This is a genomic window from Bacteroidota bacterium (assembly GCA_016194975.1).
Classification (GTDB): domain Bacteria; phylum Bacteroidota; class Bacteroidia; order Palsa-965; family Palsa-965.
Genome location: JACQAM010000023.1, coordinates 279,129 through 293,409 on the forward strand (window position 1 = coordinate 279,129; position 14,281 = coordinate 293,409).

At 43.3% G+C, this 14,281-nt stretch carries 15 protein-coding genes; 10 read left to right on the forward strand and 5 right to left on the reverse strand.

Going from position 1 to position 14,281, the window contains the following annotated elements:
* Positions 1–73: 73 nt before the first annotated feature.
* Positions 74–643 (forward strand): sigma-70 family RNA polymerase sigma factor, encoded by a 570-nt coding sequence (locus HY064_15660; GenBank protein ID MBI3512094.1) that lies wholly within the window; start codon positions 74–76, stop codon positions 641–643.
* Positions 644–659: 16 nt separating this feature from the next.
* On the forward strand, positions 660–950 hold the full coding sequence (locus HY064_15665; GenBank protein MBI3512095.1) for a hypothetical protein: 291 nt from the start codon (positions 660–662) through the stop codon (positions 948–950).
* On the opposite strand, the gene HY064_15670 is transcribed toward HY064_15665, so the two are convergent.
* Positions 940–1,629, reverse strand: coding sequence for a response regulator transcription factor (locus HY064_15670; GenBank protein MBI3512096.1), 690 nt, complete (start codon positions 1,627–1,629; stop codon positions 940–942). The two genes, HY064_15665 and HY064_15670, sit on opposite strands and share 11 nt — an antisense overlap.
* Before the next feature lie 212 nt (positions 1,630–1,841).
* Between HY064_15670 and HY064_15675 the strand changes: the two genes are divergently transcribed.
* The 6 genes from HY064_15675 (at position 1,842) to HY064_15700 (ending at position 9,796) form a co-directional block, all read left to right on the forward strand.
* Complete coding sequence (locus HY064_15675) at positions 1,842–4,115, forward strand: T9SS type A sorting domain-containing protein (protein ID MBI3512097.1); 2,274 nt, start codon at positions 1,842–1,844, stop codon at positions 4,113–4,115.
* A gap of 122 nt (positions 4,116–4,237) precedes the next feature.
* The gene (locus tag HY064_15680; protein ID MBI3512098.1) at positions 4,238–5,545 is read left to right on the forward strand and encodes a T9SS type A sorting domain-containing protein; all 1,308 of its coding nucleotides are present in this window, start codon (positions 4,238–4,240) and stop codon (positions 5,543–5,545) included.
* A gap of 76 nt (positions 5,546–5,621) precedes the next feature.
* Positions 5,622–6,794, forward strand: a complete 1,173-nt coding sequence (mqnE, locus tag HY064_15685) for an aminofutalosine synthase MqnE (GenBank protein ID MBI3512099.1) — start codon at positions 5,622–5,624, stop codon at positions 6,792–6,794.
* 328 nt (positions 6,795–7,122) lie between these two features.
* Complete coding sequence (hxpB, locus tag HY064_15690) at positions 7,123–7,791, forward strand: hexitol phosphatase HxpB (protein MBI3512100.1); 669 nt, start codon at positions 7,123–7,125, stop codon at positions 7,789–7,791.
* Positions 7,792–7,872: 81 nt separating this feature from the next.
* Positions 7,873–9,261 (forward strand): T9SS type A sorting domain-containing protein, encoded by a 1,389-nt coding sequence (locus tag HY064_15695; protein MBI3512101.1) that lies wholly within the window; start codon positions 7,873–7,875, stop codon positions 9,259–9,261.
* Between the two features lie 127 nt (positions 9,262–9,388).
* Positions 9,389–9,796 (forward strand): hypothetical protein, encoded by a 408-nt coding sequence (locus HY064_15700; protein MBI3512102.1) that lies wholly within the window; start codon positions 9,389–9,391, stop codon positions 9,794–9,796.
* Positions 9,797–9,920: 124 nt separating this feature from the next.
* On the opposite strand, the gene HY064_15705 is transcribed toward HY064_15700, so the two are convergent.
* The 4 genes from HY064_15705 to HY064_15720 all read right to left on the reverse strand — a co-directional run bounded on the left by HY064_15705 (position 9,921) and on the right by HY064_15720 (position 13,298).
* On the reverse strand, positions 9,921–10,964 hold the full coding sequence (locus tag HY064_15705) for an RluA family pseudouridine synthase (GenBank protein ID MBI3512103.1): 1,044 nt from the start codon (positions 10,962–10,964) through the stop codon (positions 9,921–9,923).
* Between the two features lie 294 nt (positions 10,965–11,258).
* The gene (locus tag HY064_15710) at positions 11,259–11,561 is read right to left on the reverse strand and encodes a hypothetical protein (protein ID MBI3512104.1); all 303 of its coding nucleotides are present in this window, start codon (positions 11,559–11,561) and stop codon (positions 11,259–11,261) included.
* Between the two features lie 6 nt (positions 11,562–11,567).
* Positions 11,568–12,350 (reverse strand): hypothetical protein, encoded by a 783-nt coding sequence (locus tag HY064_15715; GenBank protein MBI3512105.1) that lies wholly within the window; start codon positions 12,348–12,350, stop codon positions 11,568–11,570.
* A 9-nt stretch (positions 12,351–12,359) separates the two neighbouring features.
* Positions 12,360–13,298, reverse strand: a complete 939-nt coding sequence (locus HY064_15720) for a LysR family transcriptional regulator (protein ID MBI3512106.1) — start codon at positions 13,296–13,298, stop codon at positions 12,360–12,362.
* A gap of 142 nt (positions 13,299–13,440) precedes the next feature.
* Here HY064_15720 and HY064_15725 point away from each other — a divergent pair, with 142 nt between their 5' ends.
* Positions 13,441–13,746, forward strand: a complete 306-nt coding sequence (locus HY064_15725) for a septum formation initiator family protein (GenBank protein ID MBI3512107.1) — start codon at positions 13,441–13,443, stop codon at positions 13,744–13,746.
* 100 nt (positions 13,747–13,846) lie between these two features.
* On the forward strand, positions 13,847–14,248 hold the full coding sequence (locus HY064_15730; protein MBI3512108.1) for a hypothetical protein: 402 nt from the start codon (positions 13,847–13,849) through the stop codon (positions 14,246–14,248).
* Positions 14,249–14,281 lie beyond the last annotated feature (33 nt).

The window sequence follows — 14,281 nt, forward strand, 5'->3', positions numbered from 1 at the left end:
GCTTACAAACTGCCTACTGCTTACTGTATCTTTTCCCCCATATTTGCATTAGGAATAAAAAACACCGGAAAAATTGAACGAACATCACAAGACCGCAGAAGATCTGAAATCGGAACTGGAGGTGATAGAAGCCGCAAGGAAAGATCCTGCGCGATTCGGTGCGCTTTATGAAAAATATTACAAGCAGGTATTCGTGTTCATTTACAGGAGGACAGGCGATGAAGAAACAACAGCAGATATTGTATCCAACACTTTTCTCAAAGCAATGATCTCGTTACAGAAATATGTTTTCAAGGGCGTCCCATTTTCAGCATGGCTTTTCCGGATCGCGATCAACGAGATGAATATGTTTTTCCGGAAAACAGATCGTGAACGGTTAGTGAGTCTTGATGTGAATGATCTCGGAAAAGTGATCGCAGAGAGCGGAGAAAGTGATAATGATGACAATCAGAAATTGCTCCTGCGTGCGCTGGCGAAATTGCCCGGAGAAGAAATGCAACTGATCGAATTGAGGTTTTTCGAAAAGCGTGCATTCGCAGAAGTGGGAGAAATACTCGGAATAACAGAGAACAATGCGAAGGTGAGAACGTATCGCATCATTGATAAATTAAAATCAGTATTCATTAAAGCAGGTTCGCGCTGAATGCGCAACTACGAACATGGCCAACTATAAATTTCAACTCAATCCGAAGGAACCGCGCGAAGACATGATAGAACGTCATCGCGATTTCGGAAAGGTGCTCCACAATTACCAGAAGATGACGCACCCGCTTTACCGGACTCCTTTGTACCGTTACAGAAGCATCCTGCTCGGTGTGCTCATTGTTCTTACGCTCACGTGGATGATCGTGGAATTCGGCGGAAACCAACAGGAGAAAAAACACAGGGCAGATTCGATCCGGAAAAGTGATTCTATCGCGAAAGAAAAAACTCCAAACGCTAACCGATGAAACGATAACCTACTCCGCGAATAGAAAAGAAGTGACGTGGATCGCGTGGGTTCTTTTCAAAATATTTTCTGAAATTGAGAATGTAATTATCGATAGCGCGGCCGGTGGGTTGCGTATCGTCCTTCCATAAATTATCAAGGATCTCTTCTCTCGAAACCACTTCTCCTTTACGGCTGATGAGTAATTTCAACAACTCCACTTCTCTTTTTGTCAATTCAAATTTTCCATTCGGGCCTTTGCATTGGAAAGTGGTGAAATCAATTTCATTTTCGCCGAATGTTATCTGCGGCGGAAAATTCTGAATTTCTTTCCTGACTGAGCGGCGCAGAAGATTATTCACGCGCAATAAAAATTCTTCGAGTATAAAGGGCTTGGTCATGTAATCATCGGCCCCGAGTTTCAATCCATGCACACGATCTTCTCCTTCCATTTTTGCAGTGAGAAAAAGAACGGGAACGTCTGCATCTTTTTTACGGATCTCGCTGCAAATATCGAAACCATTTTTCAGCGGAAGCATCACATCGAGAATGACGAGATCGAAATTGCCATCATTGAAAACCTTTATTGCACTATCTCCGTCAATGGCGGGCGTCACATTGTACCCCTCCATTTCGAGATTGAGCCGTATTGTTTTCAACAAATTGACTTCGTCTTCAACAATCAATACCTGCTTTTTCATTCTACAAAATTGCAAAAAACAGCAATAAACAACACGATTGGCAAATAAATGAGCTGCATGACCTTTTTCAGACAATAGATTGGCGTTGAGGAATTTGGAATTTCACTTTTTTTTTATCAATTTTAACGCAGCCCTGCAACCAAACAATCAACAAACTAATCATTCCTAACAGGCTAACCGGTTCATCCTACCGGTCCAAAAAACCAAAAAGCATGAAAAAAAATTTATTTTCTGCGGTCTGTCTTTGTCTTGCATTCACTTACGGATTCTCCCAGACTCCGAAGATCAAGAACACGACAGGTATGAGCGCCACAACACTTGTAGAGCGCAACGCAAATGATCCGAACGATGTAAGTGGAAAATCAACCATCCGTTTCAATACGGATATTGTTTCTCCTGCACAAATGGATCAGATGAATCTTGATCGTTACCAGGCAATGGTAAATTCCAATCCGAATTACGACCAGGATCGAAACGCTTATGAGCAGGCCCTTCAGACTTATCTTGCGAACAACGCGAATAGTTATTCTGCGCAAATGACGATCACCGTTCCTGTGGTGGTGCACGTAGTTTACAATGGCGCTGTTCAGAATATTTCCGACAACCAGGTGTTGTCGCAGATACAAGTAGTGAATGAAGATTATGGCCGCACCAATTCTGATGTTAATACACATTGGTCGCAGGCGGCAAATACTACTATTCAATTCTGTCTTGCGCAGCGTACCCCGGCAGGAGCGGCAACGAATGGAATTGAGCGTCGTTCTACCACAACTGCATCATGGACAACCAATGATAATGTGAAACATTTTTCAAGCGGTGGACTCGACGCATGGGACCCTACCCGTTATATGAACATCTGGGTTTGCAATCTCGGAGCTGGTCTTCTTGGTTACGGAGAATTCCCTACAGGAACTGTAAGCAATACCATGGGAGTTGTAATTCTTTACTCTGCATTCGGAAGTAATTATACTTCTTACGGAACATTTGCCGACATCGCAAATCCTTATGATCGCGGCCGGACTGTAACGCACGAATTTTCTCACTGTTTGAATCTTTATCACATCTGGGGCGATGACGGCGGTTCATGTTCAGGAAGCGACCAGTGCGCTGATACGCCGAACCAGGCAGATGCAACAACTACCTGCTTTACATTCCCACACACTGATGCATGCTCTGCTTCAAATCCCGGAATCATGTTCGAAAATTATATGGATTATTCTTACGATAACTGTTTGAATCTTTTCACAGCCGGGCAAAAAGCAAGAATGCTGGCTGTGCTTAGTACAACACCTTACAATGCACTCACCACTTCAAACGGATGCCAGTCTCCTGTTTCTGTTCCTCTTGACGCGGGAATAACTGCAATACTTTCTCCGGGAGCAACAGTTTGCGGATTGACATTCACACCATCCGTTACCATCAAAAACTTCGGAACATCTACACTTACTTCAGCAGTGATCCATTACCAGATTGATGCGGCAACACCGGTAACTTACAACTGGTCCGGAAGTCTTGCAACGAATGCAACTGCAAACGTTACGCTTTCTTCTATGACAACTACAGCCGGCACACATACATTCACTTCGTGGACCACTGCGCCGAATGCAGGAGCAGATGGAAATACGGTGAACGATCAGACGAGTAGTAATTTCAATGTGATCGCGGGAGCAAATAATCTTCCGTACGCAGAAGGATTTGAATCTGCCACATGGCCGCCTGCAGGATGCACAATAAATAATCCTGATGCCGGAACAACATGGGCAAGAACAACTGCTGCTGCTAAAACAGGAGTTGCTTCTGCATACATGGATGATTTCAATTACAATGCAGCAGGACAGATCGACGAACTTGTTCTGCCGAACCTGAATCTTTCTTCGGCGCTTAATCCAACTATGACGTTCCAGGTGGCGTACCGCATGTACACGAATCCAACTTCCAATCCAAATTATACGGATACGCTTCGTGTAATGATCTCTACTGATTGTGGTGCCACATGGACACAACTGTACTTTAAGTATGGAGCAAATCTTACCACTGCAACTCCGAATTACAGCACAACACTGTTCGTTCCAACGGCTGCACAATGGAGATTGGAAACAATTTCTCTTACTCCGTATGCAGCGCAAACAAATGCCATGATCAAATTCAAACACACCTGCGATTATGAAAACCAGATGTACATTGATGATGTAAATATCATGGCTGCATTGGGAATTAATGGAGTGCCGCTGAGCAGTCTCGTTAATTTCTTCCCGAATCCTTCGAATGACGGAATGATCAATATGAATCTTGCACTTGCACAGCAGGAGAATGTTGTGGTTACAGTGACTGATGCACTTGGTCAAACTGTAAAAGTTCAGGATCTCGGAAATACAATAGGCGGAACTTTCGGAGTCGATCTTTCTTCACAGTCAGACGGAATTTATTTCGTTACTGTTCAGGCAGGCGAAGAGAAAACCGTTCAGCGTATAGTGATCAGCCGATAATCAGAATAAATCCTGAAAAAAACCTGCTTCTGCGAGGCAGGTTTTTTTTATTTGCATGCGAATCATTATTGATTTTCAATCGTAGAAACAGTAACTTCGTTACATATTAATCCTGACCACACATGAAAAAACATTTACTACTTCTCACCGGAATTTCATTTTCCATCTCATTCATTTCTTTCGGGCAAAATGCAACAATGATTTCTCACCAGAATTCATCGCAGCAGGAAAGATGCGGGATCATGCAGAATGAAACTTACCTCGAACAACAGGATCCTAATCGCGCAGGAATGCGTGCATCATTCGAACAGAATCTTCAGTCTTACATCGCTGCACATCCAGGACTGGAGAATAGCCGTTCAGTAATGACTATTCCAGTGGTGGTTCACCTCGTTTATAAAACTGCAGCGCAGAATATTTCTGATGGACAGATCCAGTCGCAGATCACCGTTCTAAACCAGGACTGGACGCGAACAAATCCTGACGCGTCGAATACTCCTGCAGTTTGGACAAGCATCGCCGCTAACATCGGGGTTAATTTCTGTCTCGCTACTGTGGATCCGTCAGGAAATTCTACCACAGGAATTGAGAGGAGAAATACAACGATCACTTCTTTCTCGCAAAACAATAACGTAAAACATTTTTCTTCCGGCGGGCTCGATATCTGGGATCCGAATAATTATCTCAATATCTGGGTGTGCAATCTCGGAGCTGGTCTTCTTGGTTACGGAGAATTCCCGCTGGTGAATACAACTTCTACTTTTGGTGTGGTCATTCACTACAGTGTATTCGGAAGCAGCGCAATTTATCCTTCCGGAACTTACCTCGCAGGATATGATCTAGGAAGAACAACTACACATGAATTTTCACACTGCTTCGACCTGCTTCACATTTGGGGTGATGATGGAGGCGCTTGCACCGGAAATGATTATTGCATGGATACGCCAAACCAGGCCGATGCTACTTTCGGTTCTCCAAGCGGAGTAGTGACTGATGCGTGCTCTCCCTCTTCACCGGGAATTATGTATGAGAATTACATGGATTATTCAGATGATGCAGTTATGAATCTTTTCACGAATAATCAGAAGACGCGGATACTTGCTGTTCTGAATACGGCTCCCTACAATACGCTTCAGCTTTCCAATCGCTGCGGAACAGTTGCTGTACAGGAATTATCAATGCTCGGCGCATTCAGCGTTCACCCGAATCCTTCAAACGGAAAATTCACGATCTCTTTTTCCAATAGCAATTTTTCGGATATTGACATTCACGTTCTGAATGTTGTTGGCCAAGAAGTTTTCAATGAACATCTCGATGCGCTTAATAATAATGAAGTGGATATTGATCTTACCGGAAATGCCGATGGCGTTTATTTCATTCAGGTAAGCGACAAAAAAGATAAAGTGACGCGGAAAATAGTCGTGCAGTAATCAGAATCGGATCTCGTTAGCGGTCCCCTTTCCTGTTCAATGTTTAACTTTGTTCCGGAAAGGGGACCTTTCATTTATGGATACAGTTGCAATTGAAAAGACGCAAAACATGATTGGAAGATCTGCTGCAGGATCTTCATTGAAAAAAGTTGCAAATAAAATATTCGCAGGAGAAAGAATAACGACGGGCGATGCACTTTTACTTTACCATGAAGCTGACATTGGATTCGTAGGTTCGCTTGCGAATATTGTACGTGAGAAAAAACACGGCGATCACGTTTACTTCAATCGTAATTTTCATATTGAACCTACGAACATCTGCGTTTTCGATTGTAAATTCTGTTCTTATTCCCGCTTATTGAAACAAAAAGACGGCGCATGGGAATTGAGTGAAGAACAAATGCTGGATATTGTTCACTCTTATAAAGATCAGCCGGTGACCGAAGTTCACATTGTAGGAGGCGTGCATCCGAAACTCGGATTGGAATTCTTCGGTAATGTTCTGAAAAAAATAAAACAGATACGTCCTTCCATCCACATCAAAGCTTTTACTGCTGTTGAATTGGAATATATGTTCCGCAAAGCAAAAGTTTCTGTTGAAGAAGGATTGAAATTTCTTCGCGATCATGGATTGGATTCTTTGCCCGGTGGTGGCGCTGAAATTTTTGACGAAGAGATCAGGAAAAAGATCTGCGAAGATAAATGCACCAGCGAGCAATGGCTTCACATTCACGCAACCGCGCATACATTGGGAATTCCATCGAATGCGACTATGCTTTATGGCCATATAGAAAAGTATGAGCATCGTATTGCTCACATGGATCGCTTGCGTCAATTGCAGGACCGCACGAAAGGATTCAACACATTTATCCCGCTCAAATTCCGCAATCATGATAACCAGATGTCGGCCGTTCCTGAAATTTCCGTGATCGAAGACATGCGGAATTATTCTATTGCAAGAATATTTCTCGATAACATTGCCCACCTGAAAGCGTACTGGCCCATGCTCGGAAGAACCAATGCGCAACTCTCGCTGAATTTCGGAGTAGATGATCTCGATGGAACTATCGACGATACAACGAAGATCTATTCGATGGCCGGTTCGGAAGAACAGAATCCTTCCATGACAACTGATGAATTAGTGGAACTCATTCTCGGATCAGGAAGAAGCCCGATCGAAAGAGATACGCTATACCGGGTTGTTCATGATCATAAAGCGGAAAAGCATCCCATTTCAGGTTTACACTAATAATCAAAACCAATGTCCTTATATAATTGTAAATAACTGATTATCAATAGTAATTTTGTTATTCTATTGGTAAAACAAATGTCCTGATAAGAATCGCCACCGCTATTCCTTCTTTTTATTCTTTTTCACTTTTGTCCTGTCAGCTAATTGAAAGCAACAGATTACTTCCAACAAGTAACAACGAACCAATCTTCGGTTCTCTGTCACAGAAATAGGGTCCTGTGAAATTGCGCCAGTTACGCTACACTAAATAAACCTGGACACGTATGGGGGAAACGTACGAACCAGGTTTATTCTTTTTTAAAAACTTCATTCGTAATTTTCGCCCGTGATCAATGCAGCTATTTTTGATATGGACGGATTGCTTGTCGATTCAGAACCGTGGTGGCGGGTAGCGGAAAGAAATGTTTTCGGAAAATATTCCACAGTACCTACAGAAGAAGATTTCGAAAAGATGATGGGCAACAGGATCCAGGATGTGATCCGGAAATGGTATGATGAACATCCGTGGAAAAATTTTTCTCCCGAAGAAACGAAAGATGAAATTGTAAATGAAGTTTTCCGCCTCGTGAGCACGAATGCACGCCTGCTCCCGGGTGTGAACGAATGCCTGCATTTCTTTTCGGAAAAAAAAATTCCCATTGCACTCGCCTCCTCTTCTCCACTCTATTTGATCAACCAACTGATGTCGCATTTCGGGCTATTGAAATATTTCCATGTGGTGCACAGTGCTGAATTTGAAAAAAACGGGAAACCTTCACCGGATGTTTTTCTTTCCACAGCAAAACTTCTTCATGTGAATGCAAAGAATTGCATTGTATTTGAAGATTCGTTCAATGGCGTCCTCGCTGCAAAATTGGCGAAGATGAAATGCGTAGCTGTTCCGGCAAAAGAATATTTTCACGATCCGAAATTTGACATCGCAGATATGAAACTCGGGAGCTTGGAGGAATTCAACCTGACTGCTTTCGCCGCGATAAATGACTTTTCTCATTGATTGCCCTTACCGATTTTGTAACTTAGCATTGGTAATACGAATTTATTATTCTATCACATTTATGATTTTAACTTTTTAATTATGAAAAAAATAGCCGTACTCTTAGTTCTCACCGTTATTTCAATTTCTATTTCTGCACAAACAAATGTAAGCGGGGGAATTTTCGCAAACACTACCTGGACGCTCGCAAACAGTCCGTACATAGTAACAGGAAATGTTGTTTTATTCCCGACTTACGTACTCACCATTCAGCCCGGGGTGGTGGTGAAATTCGATGCAGGAACTCAACTCGAGATCAGGCAGGCTTCACTTATTGCACTTGGCACCAGCACCGACTCCATTACGTTCACGAGTAACGGATCAGTTGTTGCAAGCGCGTGGAGCGAGGTTTACCTCAACGGAGGAACAATGAATTGCGAATTCACTTATTGCAATTTCCATTATGGAAACAATGCACTCAATGACCAACGCGCTACCAGCGGCGATTCGCTGATCATCAGGAATTGCATTTTCAGCAATAACAACACCGGCTTTATCGGAACAGGTACAGGATGGAATTGCGGGATCATCGAATACTCTTCTTTCACGAATAACAGCACAGGCGCAGCTGATGTGTACGGCACCACGATGAATTACTGCGACATGTCGTACAACTCCAACGCCGGTTTCTCTGCTCACTCTCTCAATATTCTAAATCATTGCACGTTCAATCACAACGGAACGGGACTGGGTGATACGCGAAACACCACGCTCAACTATTGCACAGTGAATAATAATTTTACGGGCATCGCTGCAGGAAACGGAGTGGCTTGTAATTACTGCACCATCGATTCAAACAGCGTGACCGGGATTGACCTCGGTAAAACTTCGCAGATCCACAATTGCGTGATCGATTACAATGGTGTAGGAATTTATGATCACCAGAATGGTTTCAATCCTTCGGATATCCGTTACAATGCCATCAATGGAAATAACATCGGCATTCATCTCACGCTGATCATGGACAGCATCGCGTGCAATCACATTTGTGACAACACTACGTATGATCTGCAATACACCGGTGGCAACAATGTAAATCTGAAAAATAATTTCTGGTGTGTTCCTGATTCTGCTTCGCTTCAACCACTCATTTACGACGCGCACGATAATGTGAGTTACGGAATTGTAAATTATATGCCGATGGATGACGGAACCTGTGCAACAGTAACCGGTGTTATAGAAAATAATTCTGCCAATTTTTCTTTCCGGATTTTTCCTAATCCCGCCCTAAATGAATTTGTAGTGGAATTGCCAGCAAATATTTCCTTTGCGAATATCCGCATCTACAATTCGATTGGAGAAATTTGCTTTGCTGCTCAAACAGCGAACACAACCAACCACATTGATGTAACGGATCTTTCTGCAGGATTATATTTTGTAGAAGTGAGATCCGGAAATTCAGTTGCGCGGGAAAAGTTGGTGAAGGAATAACAGTTGTCAGTTTTCGGTCGGCGCAATCAATGACTAATTCCTCAGGCCTTCAACATCCGCATTCCATCCCGCGTTACGACCAATACAAACTTGAAATTTTGTACATTTCTGAAAACATTTTCTCCTCATGAAAAAAATCATCTTCCCGATTTTCATCTGTTCTCTCTTTTCCTGTTCTTCACCGAAAACAAATTCGGGAAAGCTCAATGGAACATGGATTCCCGTGGTCGAAGAAATGAACGGATCGCAACTTCCCGATTCTTCTTTTGCGAAGCAGAAGTTGGTGATCAATGACAGCAACTATACTTTTACCGCCGAAAGTGTGGACAAAGGAATCGTGATGTACAGTGATGATCAGCACATGGACATTTACGGGAAAGATGGAGTGAACGCGGGCAAACACATCACAGCAAGATGGGGAGTCGATGGCGGAATGCTCAACATCAATTACAATCTGAAAGGAGATGAATATCCTTCAACATTTGACACCAAAGGAAACTCATCTTATTTTTCCTGTTCTTTCAGGCATCAGTGAAGTAGTTGCGCGTTACCCCGTCCTATTGATTTTACAAATCTTTCTGCCGGATTATATTTTGTAGAAGTGAGAACCGGAAATTCTGTTGTGTAGGAGAAGTTAGTGAAGGAATTATTACCTGCTTTCAGTTTTGATCCTCCACCGGCTTATTCTGCACATAAGCTCTCCACTTCGCGATCAACGCATTCATATCGTCCGGCAATTCAGAATCGTACTGTATGAATTTTTTTTCTGTGGGGTGAATGAATCCGAGAGATCGCGCATGTAACGCCTGTCGCGCGCACAATGTAAAACAATTTTCTACAAACTGTTTGTATTTCGTAAACGTAGTTCCTTTCCAGATCCTGTTGCCGCCGTACGTGGTGTCGTTGAAAACAGGATGGCCGATGTAGCGCATGTGAATGCGTATCTGGTGCGTGCGGCCTGTTTCCAGTTTGCATTCTACCAACGTCACATAACCGAAACGTTCTAAAACTTTCCAATGTGTGACGGCATGTTTGCCATGTTCTCCATCAGGAAAAACTTCCTGCACTTTTCTGTCTTTTAAACTACGCCCGATATTCCCGGTGATGGTTCCCTCGTTCGCTTCAAAATCGCCCCACACTAATGCAACATAGCGGCGATCGTTCGTCCGATCAAAAAATTGTTTCGCAAGAAATGCAAGTGAATATTCATTTTTTGCAATCACCATAATTCCTGTTGTGTCTTTGTCGAGCCGGTGCACAAGGCCGGGGCGCAGTTCGTGTGAAGATTTTGGTAAATGCTGAAAATGCCAGAGTAATCCATTCACCAATGTTCCGGTGAAATTGCTGTAGCCGGGATGAACAACAAGTCCCGGAGGTTTGTTGATGATGATAATGTCATTGTCTTCGTGAACAATGTTGAGCGGAATTTCTTCCGCGGTGAGTTCAAAAACTTTCGGTGGATGCGGAAGAAGAATGGTGATGACATCGTGGGGTTTTACTTTGTAACTCGGCTTCACTTCTTTTTCATTCACACGGATGTTTCCTGCATCTGCGGCCGCCTGAATTTTTGTTCGTGAAACTCCGGAAAGTTTGTGCAGAAGATATTTATCAATGCGGAGTAACTCCTGCCCGGGATCGACCGTAAAGCGATGGTGTTCGAATAATTCTTCGGAAGCTGTTTCTGTATTTTCTTCGGCCTGCATTTGATCAAAGGTAAGCTATTCGGTTTTTGGTTTAAAGTTGCGAAATCATCTGCGTTGACCGGTGGAATTTGTGATGCACCTGCAAGATCGTTCACCGGAAGTCACAACAGGAACTATGATGAGCTGCCTTCGCTTCGCATAGCCCGGATGGCGCCTGGCAGCCCGCAGGGATTGGAGTTGTATTGGAACACAACCCGCCACCGGCGGGCGAGGACTACCTGCGGCCAGCCGGAACGAAGGTAATTCAGAACTACAGGTATTGCGCTCCTGAAAATAATCGATGACTTTCTCCTCTTAAGAAATTTCTTTTCGGATGAATGCGACCGCTCTTTCTAAAATGAAAGAATAGAATAAAACATTAAGCAGGAGAAACGGGAAATACAAAACAGGATGGGCCTTGCTCAGCGTTCCCAAAAACGTTTGAAAAGGAAAACGGAAAACAGAAAATAATCCGGCGAGCAGTTTTGAAATTCTTCCATCGCCGAGCGTTCCTTCATCGGCGGCAACGGACGCGTAGAAAGTCAAAGCAGTGAGCGACGCAAAGCAAATGAAAAGAATCGCGAATAGAGGAAAATTGAATTTGTATTTTCTGAACATGGAATTTTATTTGAAAATATATTTTCCCTTCGCATCAATGGAAACCGCCGGCAGTGTTTTTGAATTCTCAAAAAATTCATACCCGGTTTTAATATTTTCCCAGAAATCATGTGTTGCTTTATCCGGGAATTCTTTTTCGAGCGATGATAAATTCTCCTGCGTCATGCGTGCGGGAAAAAGATGAATGGAAATTTCCGTTTGCCCGTCGTTCTTGGCTTCCACACACAACACATACACTTCGCGGATCTTGTCATCAGTAATGGGAATGCAACCTATGGTCACACAATTTCCGTGGATCATGATCGCGCCGCCTTTGTCGCCGGAACAACCGAGCATCCTGTCGCTCTTGTTCGGATAACTTACGCCGAGCGAAATAAGATAATTGCTGTAAGGATTGAAAACACTCACGTGATAAAATCCCTCGGGAACCTGTCCGTCGCCCTGGCAACGTTTGGGCCCGGCAGTTCCTGAACTCTGGCAAATGGAATACGTTTCGAATTTTATCCAGGAATTATTTTTCGCCGATTTCACCCACACTTCCAGCTCCCCTTCCTTTTTGAATCCGCGTATAAAAACTTTAAATGAATTGGAATCGACGCCGAGTGAATTCAGTTTTGCTTTGAGAGCGTCCCATTTGAGATCGTAAGCGGTTTTTACTTTGGGAAACTGTTTCTGCTGCTGACGGAAATTTTCTTTTGACGGCGGGAAACTTTCGCACACATTCACAAAAAGAAAAGTGAAGAAAATTATCGCAGGAAGGATCAGAAAATATTTCGGGGGAATCTTCATCCTGTAAATTTAAGAAAGCGGAATGATGTGTTGTTTAACAGAACGCTTTAATTGTTTGGGTATTGCGCCAAGAATGGATTCGGCAAGTTTGTCGATGAGTGCTTTTTTGAGTTGAGCGCGATGGGTGACAATGCTGATCTCACGCGCGGGCTCGGGCGACCTGAAATAACGAACGGCCTCCTGTTGTTTCGCGGAAAGACCTGCAACAGCAAGATAAGGAATGATGGTCATGTGTTCTCCGAGTTCAACAAGGCGGCGCAATGTTTCAATACTTCCGCTGCGGTAATCGATCTTAAATTCGGAAGATCTTTCCTTCCTGCGCGCGCAGAGATTCATCACCTGGTTACGCATACAATGTCCGTCGGCAAGAAGCAGCACATCATTCACATTCAGATCTTCGGTTTTCAGTTGACGTTTATTCCATAACGGATTTTTTTTCGAGAGATAAGCGACGAAAGGTTCGTTGAACAAATTGATTTCCGTGAGAGAATCTTCATGAAGTGGCGTGGCCAGAATTCCGCAGTCGATAGATTCTTGCCGCAGTGCAGCTATGATGGAAGTGGTTGGCATTTCATCGATGGTAAGATGAACGAGCGGAAATTTCGCAGAGAAAACATCCACAAAAAGCGGAAGCAGGTACGGCGCAAGAGTAGGAATGATGGCTATGTGCAGTTCGCCTGAAATATCATCTTTAGTGGAAGCGATCACTTCGCTGAGGCGGTTACGTTCACGCAACACCACTTTTGCCTGTTCAAGAAAAACTTTTCCTGCATCAGTAACGGCAACGGGCTGGCGGCTGCGATCGAACAGGGTGATGCCTGCTTCTTCTTCGAGTTTTTTCACCTGCATGCTGAGCGTAGGTTGCGTAACGAAACATTTTTCGGCCGCAGTTACAAAACTTCCGTATTGGCCGACGGCAACGGCGTATTCGAGTTGCTGGAGAGTCATAGACAGTAACTATTAGATTACAAATTTAATAGATAATGGTATTGGAGTTTGGGGGTATTGGGTTATTGGCCCCGCTATTAACAAATGATCATAGTTATTCACACCTAAGGAAAAGACAGATGGTGGAAATATCTTTGCCACGATGAAAATCTTCAAGTACACTTTTAAATTTTTCCTGAACAAATACATTCTTACGGTACTGATCCTTGCAGGATGGTTGCTTTTCTTCGACAAGAATGATGTTTTCTCGCAGGTGGACAGGCATCGTGAAGTGATGAAACTGCAGGCGGAGTCGGATTATTTCAGGAATGAGATCCTCAGGAATAAAAAAGAGCAGCATGAATTACAAAGCGATCCGGCGCTGCTTGAAAAATTTGCCCGCGAGAATTATTTCATGAAGCGCGATAGTGAGGATGTTTTTGTGATCGTTGGGGACACCGTGCGCTGAGTTTCTCTTTCATTCGTCTTTTTCCTGCCAATTCCGCACTGTAATTAACGCTGATTGTCATTTGCTCTTCCCGAAAATCGTTATAAGTTTATGGTGTCCTATGCCCCATCCCAAAATATATGATCTCGGCCATTCCCGCATTTCGTTAATGGATAATGGAATTGTAAAATTAGTTTGCGGAGATGATGTGGTGTACGATATAAAGGAGATCAGGGAGAACCTGAAATGTATTGCTGAGATCGGAAAAGGAAAACGCCTTCCGGTGATGAATGTGGGAGGAAAATATACACTCGTCACAAAAGAGGGAAGAGAATTTGTGGCGAAAGCAGAATACAGCAGGAAAATGATTTCAGCAGAAGGATATGTAATGCGATCGACTGCGCAAAAAATGATTGCCGGTTTTTATATGAGGATCAATAAACCGAAAATGCCGACACGGTTTTTTACCAATGAAGAGGGCGCAATAAAGTGGCTGAAAAAATTTCTACCGGATCAGATATAGAAATTATTTTTCTTCCTGCCGCCACCGCCTACT

Bases quoted from the DNA above. Each gene is read 5' to 3' on its own strand.
- HY064_15665 (MBI3512095.1), top strand. From the start codon at position 660: ATGGCCAACTATAAATTTCAACTCAATCCGAAGGAACCGCGCGAAGAC.
- HY064_15670 (MBI3512096.1), bottom strand. From the start codon at position 1,629: ATGAAAAAGCAGGTATTGATTGTTGAAGACGAAGTCAATTTGTTGAAA.
- HY064_15675 (MBI3512097.1), top strand. From the start codon at position 1,842: ATGAAAAAAAATTTATTTTCTGCGGTCTGTCTTTGTCTTGCATTCACT.
- HY064_15680 (MBI3512098.1), top strand. From the start codon at position 4,238: ATGAAAAAACATTTACTACTTCTCACCGGAATTTCATTTTCCATCTCA.
- mqnE (MBI3512099.1), top strand. From the start codon at position 5,622: ATGGATACAGTTGCAATTGAAAAGACGCAAAACATGATTGGAAGATCT.
- HY064_15695 (MBI3512101.1), top strand. From the start codon at position 7,873: ATGAAAAAAATAGCCGTACTCTTAGTTCTCACCGTTATTTCAATTTCT.
- HY064_15700 (MBI3512102.1), top strand. From the start codon at position 9,389: ATGAAAAAAATCATCTTCCCGATTTTCATCTGTTCTCTCTTTTCCTGT.
- HY064_15705 (MBI3512103.1), bottom strand. From the start codon at position 10,964: ATGCAGGCCGAAGAAAATACAGAAACAGCTTCCGAAGAATTATTCGAA.
- HY064_15710 (MBI3512104.1), bottom strand. From the start codon at position 11,561: ATGTTCAGAAAATACAAATTCAATTTTCCTCTATTCGCGATTCTTTTC.
- HY064_15715 (MBI3512105.1), bottom strand. From the start codon at position 12,350: ATGAAGATTCCCCCGAAATATTTTCTGATCCTTCCTGCGATAATTTTC.
- HY064_15720 (MBI3512106.1), bottom strand. From the start codon at position 13,298: ATGACTCTCCAGCAACTCGAATACGCCGTTGCCGTCGGCCAATACGGA.
- HY064_15725 (MBI3512107.1), top strand. From the start codon at position 13,441: ATGAAAATCTTCAAGTACACTTTTAAATTTTTCCTGAACAAATACATT.
- HY064_15730 (MBI3512108.1), top strand. From the start codon at position 13,847: ATGCCCCATCCCAAAATATATGATCTCGGCCATTCCCGCATTTCGTTA.